This is a genomic window from Pseudomonas caricapapayae, assembly GCF_001400735.1.
GTDB classification, from domain to species: domain Bacteria; phylum Pseudomonadota; class Gammaproteobacteria; order Pseudomonadales; family Pseudomonadaceae; genus Aquipseudomonas; species Aquipseudomonas caricapapayae.
Window position 1 is genome coordinate 146,927 of record NZ_LJPW01000144.1, and the last position, 18,011, is coordinate 164,937.

7 protein-coding genes are annotated in these 18,011 nt (G+C 60.4%); 4 read left to right on the plus strand and 3 right to left on the minus strand.

All coding sequences use genetic code 11. The features are described 5' to 3' along the window. Nucleotides 1-246: 246 nt before the first annotated feature. Together putA and ALO80_RS20700 are read left to right on the plus strand one after the other, a co-directional pair. Nucleotides 247-4,200, plus strand: coding sequence for a trifunctional transcriptional regulator/proline dehydrogenase/L-glutamate gamma-semialdehyde dehydrogenase (putA, locus tag ALO80_RS20695; RefSeq protein ID WP_055010346.1), 3,954 nt, complete (start codon nt 247-249; stop codon nt 4,198-4,200). Between the two features lie 231 nt (nt 4,201-4,431). Beyond that, the gene (locus ALO80_RS20700; RefSeq protein ID WP_055010347.1) at nt 4,432-6,234 is read left to right on the plus strand and encodes an acyl-CoA dehydrogenase; all 1,803 of its coding nucleotides are present in this window, start codon (nt 4,432-4,434) and stop codon (nt 6,232-6,234) included. 27 nt (nt 6,235-6,261) lie between these two features. On the opposite strand, the gene ALO80_RS20705 is transcribed toward ALO80_RS20700, so the two are convergent. After that, nucleotides 6,262-8,883 (minus strand): dermonecrotic toxin domain-containing protein, encoded by a 2,622-nt coding sequence (locus tag ALO80_RS20705; protein WP_055010348.1) that lies wholly within the window; start codon nt 8,881-8,883, stop codon nt 6,262-6,264. Between the two features lie 548 nt (nt 8,884-9,431). On the opposite strand from ALO80_RS20705, the gene ALO80_RS20715 reads away from it, so the two are divergent. Then, nucleotides 9,432-11,174, plus strand: coding sequence for a potassium/proton antiporter (locus ALO80_RS20715; RefSeq protein WP_055010350.1), 1,743 nt, complete (start codon nt 9,432-9,434; stop codon nt 11,172-11,174). Between the two features lie 38 nt (nt 11,175-11,212). Then, complete coding sequence (gene mscK / locus ALO80_RS20720; protein ID WP_055010351.1) at nt 11,213-14,602, plus strand: mechanosensitive channel MscK; 3,390 nt, start codon at nt 11,213-11,215, stop codon at nt 14,600-14,602. Between the two features lie 69 nt (nt 14,603-14,671). Here the strand turns inward: mscK and ALO80_RS20725 are convergent, their stop codons facing one another. Next, entirely contained in the window at nt 14,672-16,405 is a 1,734-nt protein-coding gene (locus ALO80_RS20725) for an acetyl/propionyl/methylcrotonyl-CoA carboxylase subunit alpha (RefSeq protein ID WP_055010352.1), read from the minus strand. Beyond that, nucleotides 16,402-18,006, minus strand: coding sequence for a 5-oxoprolinase subunit B/C family protein (locus ALO80_RS20730; protein ID WP_055010353.1), 1,605 nt, complete (start codon nt 18,004-18,006; stop codon nt 16,402-16,404). Before ALO80_RS20730 ends, ALO80_RS20725 begins: the two co-directional genes overlap by 4 nt. Nucleotides 18,007-18,011: the final 5 nt, after the last annotated feature.

Below are 18,011 nucleotides of genomic sequence, written 5' to 3' on the forward strand. Positions count from 1 at the left end.
AAGTTGCACCTGTTACAAAAAAACAGACACAAGCACTTTTCTGCGCCATTTTAGGGCGTTTTCAGCGTAATCCACAAATAATCGCGCACCAGGCTTGGGCGGACAGGTGCTATTTCCACGCGCTCGCCGTAAATGTCACAAAATATTCTCGAAACAGGGTTGCACTCGGTTGCACCTGACCCCGCCACGGCGCTAATCTGCGCCAAAGCCGATGCCACTTGCGTGTGGCTATAACGAGGACAATCCATGGCCACCACTACTCTGGGCGTCAAGCTCGACGACCCGACCCGCGAGCGATTGAAAGCCGCTGCCCATTCGATCGACCGTACCCCACACTGGTTGATCAAGCAGGCGATTTTCAATTACCTGGAAAAGCTGGAGAGTGGTGCAACCTTGCTGGAGCTCAACGGTGCCTTGGGCAAAGACCATGAAGACCGGGGCGAAGTGGCGGAAGACCCGGGGCTGCAATGTTTTCTGGAATTTGCCGAAAGCATTCAGCCGCAGTCGGTCTTGCGTGCAGCCATTACCTCGGCCTACCGTCGCCCCGAACAGGAAGTAGTGCCGATGCTGCTGGAGCAGGCACGTCTGACCGCGCCTGTTGCCGAAGCCACCAACAAGATGGCCGCGTCGATTGCCGAAAAACTGCGCAATCAGAAAAGCGCCGGTGGCCGCGCAGGCATTGTTCAAGGTCTGCTGCAGGAGTTTTCGCTGTCCTCTCAGGAAGGCGTTGCGCTGATGTGTCTGGCCGAAGCGCTGCTGCGCATTCCAGACAAGGGCACGCGTGATGCCCTGATTCGCGACAAGATCAGCAATGGCAACTGGCAGCCGCACCTGGGCAACAGCCCGTCGCTGTTCGTCAACGCCGCCACATGGGGCCTGTTGCTGACTGGCAGGCTGGTCGCCACGCACAACGAAGCAGGCCTCACATCCTCGCTGAGCCGCATCATCGGCAAGAGCGGCGAACCGATGATCCGCAAGGGCGTCGACATGGCCATGCGCCTGATGGGCGAGCAGTTTGTCACCGGCGAAACCATCGGCGAAGCCCTGGCCAACGCCAGTCGCTTTGAAGCCAAGGGCTTTCGCTACTCCTACGACATGCTGGGTGAGGCTGCACTGACCGAACATGACGCCCAGAAATATCTGGCGTCCTACGAGCAGGCCATTCACTCCATCGGCAAGGCCTCCCACGGGCGCGGCATCTACGAGGGGCCGGGAATCTCCATCAAGCTGTCGGCACTGCACCCACGCTACAGCCGCGCCCAGTATGAGCGCGTGATGGAAGAGCTGTACCCGCGCCTGTTGTCGCTGACCCTGCTGGCCAAACAGTACGACATCGGCCTGAACATCGATGCCGAAGAAGCCGACCGGCTGGAGCTGTCGCTGGATCTGCTCGAACTCCTGTGTTTCGAGCCGCAATTGACCGGCTGGAACGGCATCGGCTTTGTGATTCAGGCTTACCAGAAGCGCTGCCCTTATGTAATCGATTACGTGATCGATCTGGCACGTCGCAGCCGCCACCGTTTGATGATCCGCCTGGTCAAGGGTGCGTACTGGGACAGCGAAATCAAGCGTGCCCAGGTCGAAGGTCTGGAAGGCTATCCGGTGTACACACGCAAGGTGTATACCGACGTGTCGTATATCGCCTGCGCCCGCAAACTGCTCGCAGCACCAGAAGTCATCTACCCGCAATTCGCTACGCACAATGCTCACACGCTGGCGGCTATCTACCAGATCGCCGGGCAGAATTACTACCCCGGCCAGTACGAGTTCCAGTGCCTGCATGGCATGGGCGAGCCACTGTACGAACAGGTCGTAGGCAAGGTCGCCGACGGTAAACTGAATCGCCCATGCCGCGTTTATGCGCCGGTCGGCACTCATGAAACGCTACTGGCCTATCTGGTGCGTCGCCTGCTGGAAAACGGTGCCAACACGTCGTTCGTCAACCGCATTGCCGACCACTCGATCTCCATTCAGGAGCTGGTGGCCGATCCGGTCAGCCAGATCGAGCGTATGGCCACACAGGAAGGCGGTTTCGGCCTGCCGCACCCTCGCATCCCGCTGCCGCGTGACCTTTACGGCAGCGAGCGCGCCAACTCCAGCGGCATCGACATGGCCAACGAGCATCGCCTGGCTTCGCTGTCCTCGGCTCTGCTCGCCACCGCGCACAACGATTGGAAAGCTGTCCCCGTGCTGGGCTGCCCTTCGAGCGCTGGCACACTGACTGCTGCGTTGAACCCGTCGGATCTACGTGACGTGGTCGGCCACGTCCAGGAAGCCTCGCTTCAGGATGTCGATAACGCCATCCAGTGCGCCTTGAGCGCCGGCCCGATCTGGCAGGCCACACCACCAGCCGAACGAGCCGCGATTCTGGAACGTGCCGCTGACCTGATGGAGGCCGAAATACAGCCTTTGATGGGCCTGCTGGTACGCGAGGCGGGCAAGACTTTCGCCAACGCCATCGCCGAAGTGCGCGAAGCCGTGGATTTTCTGCGTTATTACGCCGTGCAGGTGCGCAATGATTTCACCAACGATGCTCACCGTCCGCTGGGGCCGGTGGTCTGCATCAGCCCGTGGAACTTCCCACTGGCGATTTTCAGCGGTCAGGTAGCAGCGGCACTGGCTGCGGGCAACCCGGTGCTGGCCAAACCGGCTGAGCAGACACCGCTGATCGCCGCCCAGGCCGTGCGCCTGCTGCTTGAAGCGGGGATCCCGGAAGGCGTCGTGCAATTGCTGCCGGGGCGCGGTGAAACGGTAGGTGCGGGCCTGGTAGGCGACGAACGTGTCAAAGGCGTGATGTTTACCGGCTCCACCGAGGTCGCCCGCCTGTTGCAACGCAACGTGGCCGGTCGGCTCGACTCGCAGGGCCGACCGATCCCGCTGATCGCCGAAACCGGTGGCCAGAACGCAATGATCGTCGACTCCTCAGCGCTGACCGAACAGGTCGTGATCGATGTAGTGTCTTCCGCGTTCGACAGTGCGGGTCAACGTTGCTCGGCATTGCGCGTGCTGTGCCTGCAGGAAGACTCAGCCGACCGCGTCATCGAAATGCTCAAAGGAGCGATGGCCGAGAGCCGTCTCGGTAACCCGGAGCGTCTGTCCGTCGACATCGGCCCGGTGATCGACGCCGAAGCCAAGGCCGGGATCGAAAAACACATCCAGACCATGCGCGACAAGGGCCGTACGGTTTATCAGGTGGCCATCGCCGACAGCTCTGAACTCAAGCGCGGCACCTACGTGATGCCGACCCTGATCGAGCTGGAAAGCTTCGATGAGCTGCAACGCGAAATCTTCGGTCCGGTGCTGCACGTGGTGCGCTACAAGCGCAAGGAACTCGGCCTGTTGATCGACCAGATCAACGCATCGGGTTACGGCCTGACCCTCGGCGTTCATACTCGCATCGACGAGACCATCGCCAAGGTCATTGATAACGTCAACGCGGGCAACGTCTACGTCAACCGCAACATCGTCGGTGCGGTAGTGGGCGTGCAGCCCTTTGGCGGCGAGGGGTTGTCGGGCACAGGCCCCAAAGCCGGTGGTCCGCTGTACTTGTACCGCCTGCTGTCGACGCGCCCGCAGGATGCTATCGAGAAATCGTTCGCGCGCAGTGACGCGTTGTCCGCACCGGACATCCGTCTGCGTGAAGTCTTGAGCAAACCGTTGCAAGCCTTGAGGAGCTGGGCGACCAGCAACCAGCAACCAGAACTGGATGCCCTGTGCGGTCAATATGCCGAGCAGTCGCAAAGCGGCATCACTCGGCAGTTGGCGGGCCCGACCGGCGAGCGCAACAGTTACGCCATCCTGCCGCGCGAGCACGTGCTTTGCCTGGCGGATGATGAGAACGATCTGCTGATTCAACTTGCTGCGGTGCTGGCTGTCGGCAGCGCTGCCGTGTGGCCGGAAACAGACATCAGCAAGCCACTGCGCGCCCGTTTGCCAAAGGACGTTCAGGCACGCATCAAGCTGATACCTGACTGGACCAAGGACGAAGTCGCTGTAGATGCCGTCCTGCACCACGGCGACTCCGATCAGCTACGCGCCATCTGCCAGCAGATCGCGCAACGCAGTGGCGCGATTGTCGGCGTCAACGGCCTGTCCCACGGCGAAACCAACGTACCGCTGGAACGCCTGGTGATTGAACGCGCCTTGAGCGTCAATACCGCTGCAGCAGGCGGGAATGCGAGCTTGATGACGATCGGGTGATGCCGCGCTGCAACAGATGACGCAGAGCGTCACAAAAGGCGTTGCCATGCTGGAGTGTGCGGAACGAGAGGTGCCTGGAGCACACTACTCGTCCTCATGCTCGGCGTTGGTAGGCACTGCATTCATCTCGATTCCCCTCGCACACGCTCGACCATCACCCGAATCAATCTTGCTACCCTCCCCCCTGAACCCGACATAGACTTGAGCCATTCCAAGAACAGGTACGCCATCATGTCCGAGTCGTTGCTCAGTTCCAGAAATCTGGCTTTCGAGCTGTATGAGGTGCTGGACGCCGAAGGCCTGACACAGCGTGAGCGCTTTGCCGAGCACTCGCGGGAAACCTTTGATGCTGCGCTGGGCACGGCGCGTACCCTGGCCGAAAAGTATTTTGCGCCGCACAACCGCAAGGCCGACGAGAACGAGCCGCGCTATGAAAATGGCGAAGCGATCCTGATACCGGAGGTCAAACCTGCGGTGGATGCGTTTCTGGCTGCCGGTTTCCTGAATGCATCGCGTGATTTCGAGGCGGGCGGCATGCAGTTGCCGACCTTGCTGTCCCAAGCCTGTTTCGCGCATTTCCAGGCTGCCAATGTCGGCACCACCGCCTATCCGTTTCTGACCATGGGCGCGGCGAATCTGATCGAAAGCTTTGGCAATGACGAGCAGAAACAGCGCTTCCTGCAACCCATGATCGAGGGGCGCTTCTTCGGCACCATGGCGCTGACAGAGCCACATGCGGGATCGTCACTTTCGGACATTCGCACCCGCGCAGAGCCGGCAGAGGACGGCACGTATCGACTGCGTGGCAACAAGATTTTCATCTCCGGCGGCGATCACGCATTGTCGGAAAATATCGTGCACATGGTATTGGCGAAACTGCCCGATGCACCGGGTGGGGTGAAAGGCATCTCGCTGTTCATCGTGCCCAAATTTCTGGTCAATGATGATGGCAGTCTCGGCAAACGCAACGACGTATTGCTGGCTGGGCTGTTTCACAAGATGGGCTGGAAAGGCACCACCTCCACCGCCTTGAATTTCGGTGATAACGGGGAATGCGTCGGCTACCTGATCGGCAAACCTCATCAGGGTTTGAGTTACATGTTCCAGATGATGAACGAAGCGCGCATCGGTGTAGGCCTGGGCGCGGTCATGCTCGGTTATTCAGGGTATCTGTATTCCCTGGATTACGCCCGTGACCGTCCGCAGGGTCGGCTGCCAGACAGCAAGAGCCCCGAGAGCAAGCCCGTGCCGATCATTCAACACGCCGACGTGCGGCGCATGCTGCTGACTCAGAAAGCGTATGTGGAAGGTGCTTTCGACCTGTGCCTGTATGCCTCGCGACTGTTCGATGACACGCAAACCGGTGAAACCGAAGACGTCCGCAAGCACGCCCATGAGTTGCTGGACTTGCTGACACCCGTGGTCAAATCCTGGCCTTCGGAGTTCTGCCTGAAAGCCAACGAGCTGGCGATTCAGGTGCTCGGCGGCCACGGCTATACCCGCGAATACCCGGTCGAGCAGTATTACCGGGACAATCGGCTCAATCCGATTCATGAAGGTACTCATGGCATCCAGTCGCTGGACCTGCTTGGCCGCAAGCTGGCGCAGAATGGCGGCACGGGCCTCAAGCAACTGCTGCGTCTGATCGCGGACACCGGCGAGCGCGCGCAGGCCCATCAGTCACTGGACGAGCTGCGCCAGCCTCTGGAGCAACTGGTTGCACGCATGCAGGTTGTCACGCTGGGGCTGTTGACGGATCTGGCACAGGGCAGAATCACCAGCACACTGGCCAATTCGGCGCTGTACCTCAAAGCCTTCGGCCACACGGTAATAGGCTGGCGCTGGCTGGAACAGGCAATCCGCGCCGAGGAAGGGCTGAGCAAAGGCAGTCAGCCCGACAGCGCCTTTTATCACGGCAAACTGCAAGCCGCCCGGTACTTCCTGACTTGGGAAGTACCGGGCTGCCATCACGAACTGGCGATCCTGGAAAGCCGTGATACCACCTGCCTGTCGATGCGCGACGAGTGGTTTTAATCAACACAGAGAGGCTCGACGGGCTGCTCAGTGAGGGCTGAACAGATCAACCGATGCCCCCTGAGGAAAAAACCGGTCGATCAATACCTTGGCATCAGCGCCCAGTTTAAGGGCGTACTGTTCCCGACTGAAGGGTTCACCCGAGCGCATGTCGTAAAGCGGCTGCCCCTGGGTGGGACGATCCACTTCCTGCATCTGGATTTTCATGATGCGATAAAACTCGCCGCGCACTTCTTCGATGCTGTCGATCTGGAAGTAGCATCCCGGCAGAAAAATCGATTCGGCCTCATTGGGAGAGGCTGAAAAAGGCGCAATCGGCGTGGCCCGAAGGTATCGCCCCTTGGGCAAAACGAAGACCACCGAGCTGTCATCAAATGTCACCGGGGCAGAGATTGCGGTGGTGGGCTCGCCAGCCCGACTGCTGGCGAAGGCACTGACTACATAAGGGTTTTCACTGAACGAAGTGACGTCGGTATTGACCAATACATCGCCGACCTTGATCTGCCCGCTGCGGAACACGGCGCCCGAAGTGCCCCGACTCCCACTGCCGCCACGATACAAATCTACATCATTGTTGTACCCCACCACGTGGATATCTTCGGCCAGCCGTTCGATGATTCTTATCTGATTGGCATCCTTGAACTGACCTGAGCGCAGGAACTGATTGAATTCCGAATCTTCATGGGTATAAAGCGTGATATTAGCGCCGTAATAGTCGTCCTCGCCCAACTTGAATACCCGGTGTTTACCCTGCCAGGGGTCCCTGTACACTTCATTGCCTTCGGAAGACGAATCAGATTCCAGACCATCCTCTGAAGTGGGCTCCCAAATCGCCATGACCTCCTTTTGCCGGGCCACAGCCGCCTCCGCATAACGTTGCTCACCGAACACGTCCGTTTGCAGGTACCTGTCCCAAAACGTCGAGCGCACCGTCCCGTAAGCCTTGCCTGCCAAGGCAGATGCACTGGTTGACGGCACCTGCGGTTCCATAGGCGCGCCACCCTGCAAGCCGAGCGGCTTCATCAATTCCCACTCTCCATCAGCACCCAGGCGGACAGGGTTGCTGGCGATGAATGCAAAAGGATTCTCAGGGTTGACGATAAACCAGCATTGCTGCTGCTCATTGAACATCACGCGATACGGCAGTTGCGCAAGCCTGATCCAGGTTTCGCCATTAGCCAGCGTGTAAATGCCACGAAGCCTGCCTTCTTCGGCTGAGGGCGTGAGGTTGTCCAGCAGCAGGTTGCCTTCCAGGTTGTCCAGCCGGTCGACAGCCACGCTGCCGCCCTCCGCCGCTTCGCTGGCGATTGGCCCGATGTCCGTTGCCGTCGCAGGCACTGACTGGGGAATGGCACGTATGGAAAGCAGCAGAGGAAGATTGAAAAGCAGATAAACGGCGTTAATGATTGCGCCCAGCACGCCAGCCTTGCGTTGCGCGGGGGTCTTGCCATTGACCGCCTGATCGATGTTCAACCCGGTGTTGGCAAGGCTGGCCCCAACCAGTGTCAAAGCGATCGGCCAACCCAGCGGGGCAAGTCCGCCAAAAGCCTGCATGAAGGCGCTGAGATAACCGATCCACACTTGCTTGCGCAGCTCGGCATTGGACGTCAGCAGTTGATGTGCATCGGCAGTCATGACTTGGCAGGCAATATCACGCAGGTAAACAAAGGGGTCGCCTGCAATAGCCGCGTGCGCCCTGTTTATAAGCTGAACGTCAGCACGCCAATCGTGCGCGAGCAAATCGCTTACCCCACGAGCAAACCTGGCGCTGTCTTGTACTCGGGACGCTTCACCACGCAGGAAATGCCCCTCTATAACCCTGGCTGCCTTCTTGTCCATGAACTGACCCTTGAGCCAGTTGTACAAGGCGCGCTCGCCATCGAAGGCCAGAAAAGGCTGCTCGGCACCTGGCCAGTAGATCACCTGCCGCCCCTCGGCCGTGACGATACGCAGCAGGTCATGGGCTTTGATGCCATCGATATCCAGAGTATGGACCGAAACGCCGGAAGGTAACGGAAGCGTGGCCTGCAATGCCTTCAACGTAGGCGTCTGTAGTGGATCCGCGATAACGATGCCGGAAACCTGTCTGAAGTCGTCAGTCGACAACTGCCCCTTGCGCAGGCAATTGCCGGCTGCGACCAGATATTGCGCCTTGGCCAGAAGGCAAAAGTCCTCACTGTGCCTGCTCCAGAAGCGCTCTATCCGGCGGGTGTACTGTGCGCTGAAATCAAGCGTCCACATGTCTTTGAGCACATCCTTAGGCAGCATGGGTACCTCATTGCGCTCGTCAAAGACCCCGTGGTCCGCGCCATCAGTATAAAAACCACTGTACAGGGACAGCTCGTCGACGTTTTGCTGGTCATGGGCGCTGAATTGCCGTATCAGCAGCTCGATCAATGTCATCGACTGCACCGGCGCTCCGGAGTGTTGCCAGCCGGTAAAGGTTCGCGGGCTGCTGCTCGCGCTACTGAAACGATGCCAATACACATGCTCCGGAGAGAGCGCTCTGCGAGTGTGTTGAAGAATGATCTTGCTGGCGGCAGCACAGGCCAGGTTGTGCAGGTCGGGATAATCGAGAACAAACTGCCGCGCGCGTTCGCGCAGCAGTTGCTGATCGGTTTTGCGTGTTTCCGGGGGAGTGGATGTCATGACGTCTTCCTGCAAATTGAGAAGTCATGCACGTAATCATTCATCGGAGCGTTCGTGGCACTAACTATCTATACCGTCACTGATCTGCCGATGCATAAGGCTGATTCAGCAAACGGCTCACCCTGAATAGCGGCGAACCACTGCAAACACTGAACGCGTTACCCACGTTGACAGGGATCAGTCGGGAGTAATCGCTGACCGAAAAGTCCTGACGCACCCGCACCCAGAACCCGGTGTCAGGATCATGATTATTGCCAGACAGGATTCCGGTGTCCTGATTTACAGCAAACTCATCGTCCTTGATGAAAACCTTCCTGTGGTCGGGACCTCGACAGCAGGGCTCAGGAGGGTCTGGTCTGCGGTACATACGTATGTGCCAGCCGGCGGATTGCAACGAGCGATGTGCGCTGAAGCGCTGATCTGTGGCGACTGGTTGAAATTGCTCTTTGACAGCCAAGCAATTCAACAGGTTAAATCGCTTGGCACGCGGACTGCATGGTCAGTTCTCGCCCTCTCGCTTCAATTCAGTTTTCTACGGAGTACCGCCCTTGGACGCCACCACCATCAACAGCCTGTTCCTGGTCGGCGCGTTGCTGGTAGCCGCAAGCATCCTGGTCAGTTCTCTTTCATCACGTCTGGGCATCCCGATCCTGGTCATCATTCTGGCCGTGGGCATGGTCGCAGGTGTCGACGGCGGCGGGATCATCTTCGATAACTACGCCACCGCCTATCTGGTCGGTAACCTTGCACTGGCTGTGATCCTGCTCGACGGCGGGCTGCGCACACGGGTGGCCAGTTTCCGGGTAGCACTGTGGCCTGCCTTGTCGCTGGCAACGGTAGGTGTACTGATCACCACTGTACTGACTGGCATGGTGGCTGCCTGGCTATTCAATCTGAGCGTCATCCAGGGGCTGTTGATTGGCGCGATCGTTGGCTCGACAGACGCTGCGGCGGTGTTCTCCCTGCTGGGCGGCAAAGGCCTGAACGAGCGAGTCACCGCCAGCCTTGAGATCGAATCGGGCAGCAACGACCCTATGGCGGTGTTCCTGACCGTTACCCTGATCGGCATGCTGGCCAGTGGTCAGACCGGGCTGCACTGGGGGCTGTTGGGGCATTTGATCCAGGAATTCGGCATCGGCAGTTTCATCGGCCTGGGTGGCGGCTGGATCCTGCTGCAACTGGTCAACCGCATCAATCTGGCGGCGGGCCTGTACCCCATTCTGGTGATCGCCGGTGGTCTGGCGATCTTTGCCCTGACCAACGCCATTCACGGCAGCGGCTTTCTCGCGGTCTACCTGTGCGGCCTGGTGCTTGGCAACCGCCCTATCCGCAGCCGCCACGGCATTTTGCACATGCTCGACGGCATGGCCTGGCTGGCGCAGATCGGCATGTTTCTGGTACTCGGTCTGCTGGTCACGCCTCACGACCTGCTGCCGATTGCAATACCCGCACTGGGCCTGGCGCTGTGGATGATTCTGGTCGCACGCCCGCTGTCGGTGATGGTCGGGCTGCTGCCGTTCAAGGCTTTCCATGGCCGCGAAAAAGCGTTTATCGCCTGGGTCGGGCTGCGCGGCGCGGTGCCGATCATCCTGGCAGTCTTTCCGTTGATGGCAGGGTTGCCGAACGCTCAGCTGTATTTCAACCTGGCGTTCTTTATCGTATTGGTCTCGCTGTTGCTGCAAGGTACCAGCCTGCCGTGGATGGCCAAATTGTTGAAAGTGACGGTTCCACCCGATCCTGCGCCTATCTCGCGGGCAGCGCTGGAGGTCCATGTCACCAGTGAGTGGGAGTTGTTCGTTTACCGCCTGGGCGCTGAAAAGTGGTGCATCGGTGCGGCGTTGCGCGAACTCAAGATGCCGGAAGGCACTCGTATCGCGGCACTCTTCCGGGGCCAGCAATTGCTCCATCCATCCGGCAGCACGACGCTGGAAGTGGGTGACCTGTTGTGTGTGATCGGCCACGAACATGACCTTCCCGCGCTGGGCAAACTGTTCAGCCAGGCACCGCAACGCGGTCTGGACCTGCGCTTCTTCGGCGACTTTGTACTGGAAGGTGATGCACGACTGGGGGAAGTCGCGGCGCTTTATGGTCTGAAACTCGACGGTATCGATCCCGGAATGCCGCTCAGCCAGTTCATCGTGCAGAAGAACCGCGGCGAACCGGTGGTAGGCGACCAGATTGAATGGAATGGAACTATTTGGACAGTTGCCGTCATGGACGGGAACAAGATCCAGAAAGTGGGCGTCAAATTCCCCGAAGGAACCCGCCCGGGCCCCGGACTGTTCCTTTAAACTGCCAATCCACACGTATCATCATGCGACCGGTGTCTATGTTTTCCCTGCGTTCCATTTGTGCTGCCGCACTGTTTGCGCTTTGCCTGTCCACCTTCCCGGCGCTCGCCGCCGATCCGCCCAGCAGCGATGCCGTACAGCAAAGCCTCGACAAGATTGCCGACCGCAAGCTGCCTGACGCCGAGCAAAAAGCGCTGCAACAGGTGCTTGAGCAGACACTGGCCTTTCTGAACAGCAAGCAGGACAGCGAACAGAAACTGGCAGCACTCAAACAGCAGCTCGCCCAGGCACCCAAACAGACATCGGAAAACCAGCGTGAGCTGGCCCGCCTGAAAGAAAGCAAAATAGTGCCCGTCGCTCAGCGCTATGGCGGCCTCGATGTACCGCAACTGGAGCAGCTTCTCAGCCAGCGCAGCACTCAGCAAAGTGACTTGCAGAGCGAACTCAACGATGCCAACAGCCTGGCCATAACGGCGCAAACCCGGCCGGAGCGGGCGCAGACTGAAATCAGCGCCAATCAGACGCGCATTCAGCAGATCAACGCCATCCTCAAGAATGGCAAGGACAACGGCAAGACCCTGAGCGCCGACCAGCGCAACCTGCTCAATGCGGAACTGGCCTCGATCAATGCCCTCAACCTGCTGCGCCGTCAGGAACTGGCCGGCAACAGCCAGTTGCAGGACCTGGGCAACAGTCAGCACGACTTGCTGACTGAAAAAGTCGCACGTCAGGAACAGGAAATTCAGGACCTGCAAACCCTGATCAACGACAAGCGTCGTGCCCAGTCGCAGAAGACGGTCGCCGACCTGTCCCTGGAGGCGCAGAAGTCCGGCGGCAGCAGCCTGCTGGCGACTGAAAGCGCCGCCAACCTCAAGCTGTCCGATTACCTGCTGCGCGGCACCGATCGCCTCAACGAACTGACCCAGCAGAACCTCAAGACCAAACAGCAACTCGACAACCTGACCCAGACCGACCAAGCCCTCAGCGAGCAGATCAACGTACTGAGCGGCAGCCTGCTGCTGTCCAAGATTCTCTACAAGCAGAAGCAAGCGTTGCCGCATCTGGAGCTGGACAAGGGTCTGGCTGACGAAATCGCCAACATCCGCCTGTATCAGTTCGACATCAACCAGCAACGCGAACAGATGAGCACACCCACGGCTTATGTCGAACGGCTGCTCGCCACTCAACCGCCGGAAAACGTTACCCCGCAATTGCGCAGGACGCTGCTGGACCTGGCCATCACCCGCAGCGATCTGCTGGAGCGCCTGAACCGCGAACTGAGCGCGTTGCTGAACGAGTCCATCACGCTGCAACTGAACCAGAAACAGCTGACCAGCACCGCTCAGGGCCTGCGCTCGACGCTGGACGAGCAGATGTTCTGGATCCCCAGCAACAAACCGCTGGATGTGGAATGGTTTCAGAATATCTGGCCACGCCTGCAAAAGCAGATCGCTACCCTGCCGTGGACATCCAGCCTCACCGAGCTGTCAGACGGCCTGACTCAGCGGCCGCTGCTGTTCCTGCCGTTATTGCTGCTGATCGGCGTACTGACCTGGAGACGCAAGGCGCTGTACCAGAAACTCAATCGCCTGCACGCCGACATCGGCCACTTCAAACGTGACAGCCAGTGGAAAACCCCGCTGGCGCTGCTGATCAATGTGCTGCTGGCCATGCCCGTGGCGCTGGGACTGGCGCTGTGCGGCTATGCCCTGCAAATCGATGCCCGCGGGCAAAACGCCAACCTGGGCGAGGCACTGCTGCAGATTGCCCTTGCGTGGCTCGTGTTCTACACCGCTTACCGCGTCCTCGCCCCGTCCGGCGTTGCACAACTGCATTTCCGCTGGGAAACGGCGCAGGTCGAGTTCCTGCGTGGCTGGGTCCGTCGCCTTGGTCTGGTGGTGCTGGCGCTGGTGGCCGTGGTGGCGGTAGCCGAACACCAACCAGCCGCACTGGCCGACGATGTGCTGGGCATCGGCGTGGTCCTGACCTGCTACGCCCTGATGACCTGGCTGCTCGGCCGATTGTTGATCTCCAGCCCCACTCACCATAACGCGTCGCTGTTCCGCAAGACCGTCGGCGTGGTGTTCACGGCATTGCCCGTCGCTCTTTTCCTGGCAGTGTGCTTTGGCTACTACTACACGGCGCTCAAGCTCAGCGACCGCCTCATCGACACGCTGTACCTCATGATGATCTGGCTGATGGTCGAGGCGACTTTCGTTCGCGGTCTGAGCGTCGCCGCCCGGCGACTGGCATACCAGCGCGCGTTGGCCAAGCGTCAGGCAGCCAGAGAAAACGGCGACAGTGATATTCCGGTCGAAGAGCCCAAGCTGGACATCGAACAGGTCAACCAGCAATCACTTCGTCTGATTCGTCTGGCCCTACTGGCGGGTTTCGTCGGCGCGCTGTATCTGGTGTGGGCCGAGCTGATCACGGTATTCGCGTATCTGGACAACATCATCCTCTACGAATACACCAGTGGCACCGGTGCCAACATGAGCATGGTGCCGATCAGCCTGAGCGATTTCCTCGGAGCCGGGGTGATCATCGTCATCACCTTCGTGCTAGCTGGCAACCTGCCCGGCCTGCTGGAAGTGCTGGTGCTGTCACGCATGAACCTCGCGCAAGGCAGTGCCTATGCGACCACCACGCTGCTGTCGTACACCATCGCCGGGATCGGTTTCGTGACCACGCTGTCGACGCTGGGCGTGAGCTGGGACAAGCTGCAGTGGCTGGTCGCGGCGCTGTCGGTGGGCCTGGGCTTCGGCATGCAGGAGATCTTCGCCAATTTCATCTCCGGGATCATGATCCTCTTCGAACGCCCGGTGCGTATCGGTGACACCATCACCATCGGTGCCCTGTCTGGGACGGTCAGCAAGATCCGCATCCGTGCCACGACCATCACCGACTTCGACCGCAAGGACATCATCGTCCCGAACAAGACCTTTATCACCGGCCAGCTCATCAACTGGTCGCTGACCGACACCGTTACCCGCGTAACCCTCAAGCTGGGCGTGGATTACGGCTCGGACCTGGATCTGGTGCGCTCCCTGCTGCTGCAAGCCGCACGGGAAAACCCCCGGGTGCTCAAGGAACCGGAACCGATCGTCTACTTCCTGAACTTCGGCGAAAGCACCCTCGACCACGAACTGCGCATGCACGTGCGCGATCTGGGCGACCGCAACCCGGTGCTCGACGAAATCAACCGCTTCATCAATCGCGAGTTCAAGAAGCAGCACATCAACATCTCGTTCCGTCAGATGGAGATCTACCTCAAGAACACCCAGGGCCTGGAATACAAACTGGTGCCCGCCGAACCAGGCGAAAAGAGCGGTGCGCCGACCGGACAAACGACGCTGCAACCGGTGAACACCACCGTGACCCCGGCGACCAAGGATGCACCGGAACCGCCTGAGCTGCGGCTGGATTGAGACGACTCCTTGCAGCGGTAGCGCGCATCAACCGGGCTCCAGTCCGGCTGATGCGCAATAGCGGATAAATCAGGCCTCAACCCGCCCAATCACCACCTTCGCCTCCAGATATTCCCCAGGCGCTTTGCCGATCTGCAGCGTCCCGGCACACGGTGCCAGAATCGATGTTTCCATCTTCATCGCCTCCATGATCGCGATCACCTGCCCCTTCTCTACCGTCGCACCGTCTTCAACCGCCCAGGCATGCAGGTTACCCGCTACCGGCGTCAGCACTGCGTGCGGGTCCGGGGCGTCGGCCGGTGGCTGGCTGGCGTCAGCCGGTGCGGCAGTGTTCAGGCTCATGCCACGCAGCAGCGCAGCAGGCAGGCCCAGTTCGTGGCGCTTGCCGTCGATTTCGACGAAGGTGCGCAGTACGCCCGTGTCGACCGGCACCGTGCTGCGCGGAGCGATTGCGACCTGTTCGGCGAAGTCGGTTTCGATCCAGCGGGTGTGAACGGCGAAGGTATCGGCTGCGGTGAAATCGTCGTGGTCCATGACTGCCCGATGGAACGGCAGCACAGTGGCGACACCTTCCACCTTGAACTCGGCCAGCGCACGACGGGCGCGGCTGATGGCCTGCTCGCGGGTTGCGCCGGTGACGATCAGCTTGGCAATCATCGAGTCGAAGTTCGGTGAGACGCGTGAGCCTTCTGTCACGCCGGTGTCCAGACGCACGCCCGGACCGGACGGCGGCTGGAATACATCGATCGCGCCCGGCGTTGGCAGAAAGCCGTTGCCTGCATCTTCGGCGTTGATGCGAAATTCAAAGCTGTGGCCGCGCGGCACAGGTGTGCCTTCGAACGACAGTGGCAAACCGTCGGCCACACGAAGTTGTTCGATAACCAGATCCACACCACTGGTTTCTTCAGTGACCGGGTGTTCCACCTGCAAGCGCGTGTTGACCTCCAGGAACGACAGGGTGCCATCGCCGCTGAGCAGGAACTCCACCGTACCGGCACCGACATAGCCCGCTTCGGCGCAGACCGCACGGGCCGACTCGTGAATGCGCTGGCGCAGTTCGTCATTCAGATAAGGCGCTGGTGCCTCCTCGATCAGCTTCTGGTTGCGGCGTTGCAGCGAGCAATCGCGGGTGCCGACCACGACCACCCGGCCATGCCGGTCAGCGATGATCTGCGCCTCGATGTGCCTTGGGCGATCCAGAAAGCGTTCGACGAAACACTCGCCACGGCCGAATGCGGTCACCGCCTCACGCACGGCAGACTCGTACAGTTCGCGGACTTCATCGAGCTTCCAGGCAACCTTCAAGCCACGACCGCCGCCACCAAATGCGGCTTTGATGGCAATCGGCAAGCCATGTTGTTCGGCAAACGCGACCACTTCAGAAGCATCGCTCACCGGGTTTTCAGTACCGGCCACCAACGGCGCGCCGACTTTCAGGGCGATACGCCGGGCCTGAACCTTGTCACCCAGTGCATCGATGGTTGCCGGGTCCGGGCCGATCCAGGTCAGGCCTGCGTCGATCACGGCGCGAGCGAAATCGGCGCGTTCGGAGAGAAATCCGTAGCCTGGGTGAACCGCGTCGGCACCGGCACGAGCGGCAACTGCCAGCAGTTTCTCGATATTCAGATAGGTGTCGGTCGGGCGCTCGCCCTGCAGGCCATAGGCCTCGTCGGCCTGATGCACATGCAGCGCATCAATGTCGGCATCGGCATACACCGCCACCGAGGCGACTCCGTAGTCACGGCAGGCACGGGCAATACGAACGGCAATTTCGCCACGGTTGGCAATCAGAACCTTTTTCATCTGTTATTGGTCTCGTCTGAAGTGGCGGGGCGCACTGGCTCGAAGGCGCTCAGCGGGTTGAAACGAATGCGGGCGTTGACCGGGATCTGCCCGGCCTTGTCCAGATGGTAGGTGGCAACTGCACCAATAACCGGGTAACCGCCGGTCAGCGGGTGATCGGCCAGAAACAGCACCGGCTGGCCGCTGGGTGGCACCTGAATGGCACCAACCGTGGTGCCTTCGCTGGGCAGTTCGCCACTGACGGCGCGCTCCAGCGCCTGCTCCCCGGCCAGGCGGATACCGATCCGGTTGGATTGCGGCGTGACCAGCCAGGTCTGTTGCGCGAGCAGCGCCTGCGCCTCGGCGGTGAACCAGTCACTGCGCGGGCCCATGACCACATCCAGCGTGATGACCTGATCGGCACGCGGCATATCGAATGCCGGTTGTTCGGCCACCGACACGGCAACGCCGCCTGCCCTGCGCTTGAAGCCCAATCGATCGCCGGCCGCCAGCGCGGCAGGGCCAACCTGGGCCAGCGTGTCGGTAGAAAGACTACCCAGCACTGGCTCATGAACAAAACCGCCGCGAACCGCCAGGTAACTGCGCAGACCTGCGGTGGGCGAACCGATGTCTACCTGATCGCCGCTGTGCAATACAAATGGTACGTAGAGAGGCGGCTGTAGCCGCTGACCATCGACGGTCATGACCTCTACCGATACCTGCGCGCCAGTTATCGCGACGACAGTCTGCCCCTGGCAGGTGAACGTCAGGCCGCCCATGAGAATTTCCAGGCAAGCGGTGCCCGGATCATTGCCGACTGCGCGATTGGCCGCCCGCAGTGCGCCACGATCCAGTGCGCCCGATGCGGAAACACCCTGCCCCGCCCGACCGGGGCGACCCAGATCCTGAAACAGCGTCTGCAGACCCGGCGCCACGATCTGCAGATAGTCTTCGGTGATCGTCGAAACCTGCTGACGAGCGGGCGCAGCCACCGACACGCTGGTCACTGGCAGCGGTCCGGCGTCTTGAAAACGCACACGGTAGCCAGGCTGGAGCAAGGCTGGCTCGTCCCGGCCCAGATCCCACATTGTCGAGTGAGTCACACCGATGATCTGCCAGCCGCCAGGACTGGCCTGTGGATAAATACCGCTGAAACCACCGGCCAGCGCCACTGCGCCAGCGGGAATGCGCGTACGTGGCGTACTGCGCCGCGGCACCACGAACCCGGCACCGCCGCTCAGATAGGCAAAACCGGGCGCGAAGCCGCAAAACGCGACGTTGTAGTCGCTGCCGGTGTGGCGCTTGATCACTTCTTCGACGCTGATGTCCAGTTCCCGGGCGACATCGGCCAGGTCTTCGCCGTTGTAATGCACGGGTATTTCAATCAGCTTGCCGGGCTCGCGAGCGGTGCCGCGAATGTCACGCGAAGCAATCTGCGCCGCCAGCGCTTCGAAGCTGACGGCTGCGGGGCGAAAATGCACCAGTAACGTTCGCGCTGCCGGAACGATTTCCTCCACGCCAGCGACAGGTTGCTGCTGCAGCGATTCGAACAGGGCCAGGGTCTCGTCCAGATTCGACAGTTCAACCAGGAGCGCATCCAGGTTGGCCGGGTAGAAACGCATGAGCC

Bases quoted from the DNA above. Each gene is read 5' to 3' on its own strand.
- ALO80_RS20730 (WP_055010353.1), bottom strand. From the start codon at position 18,006: ATGCGTTTCTACCCGGCCAACCTGGATGCGCTCCTGGTTGAACTGTCG.
- ALO80_RS20700 (WP_055010347.1), top strand. From the start codon at position 4,432: ATGTCCGAGTCGTTGCTCAGTTCCAGAAATCTGGCTTTCGAGCTGTAT.
- ALO80_RS20705 (WP_055010348.1), bottom strand. From the start codon at position 8,883: ATGACATCCACTCCCCCGGAAACACGCAAAACCGATCAGCAACTGCTG.
- ALO80_RS20725 (WP_055010352.1), bottom strand. From the start codon at position 16,405: ATGAAAAAGGTTCTGATTGCCAACCGTGGCGAAATTGCCGTTCGTATT.
- mscK (WP_055010351.1), top strand. From the start codon at position 11,213: ATGTTTTCCCTGCGTTCCATTTGTGCTGCCGCACTGTTTGCGCTTTGC.
- putA (WP_055010346.1), top strand. From the start codon at position 247: ATGGCCACCACTACTCTGGGCGTCAAGCTCGACGACCCGACCCGCGAG.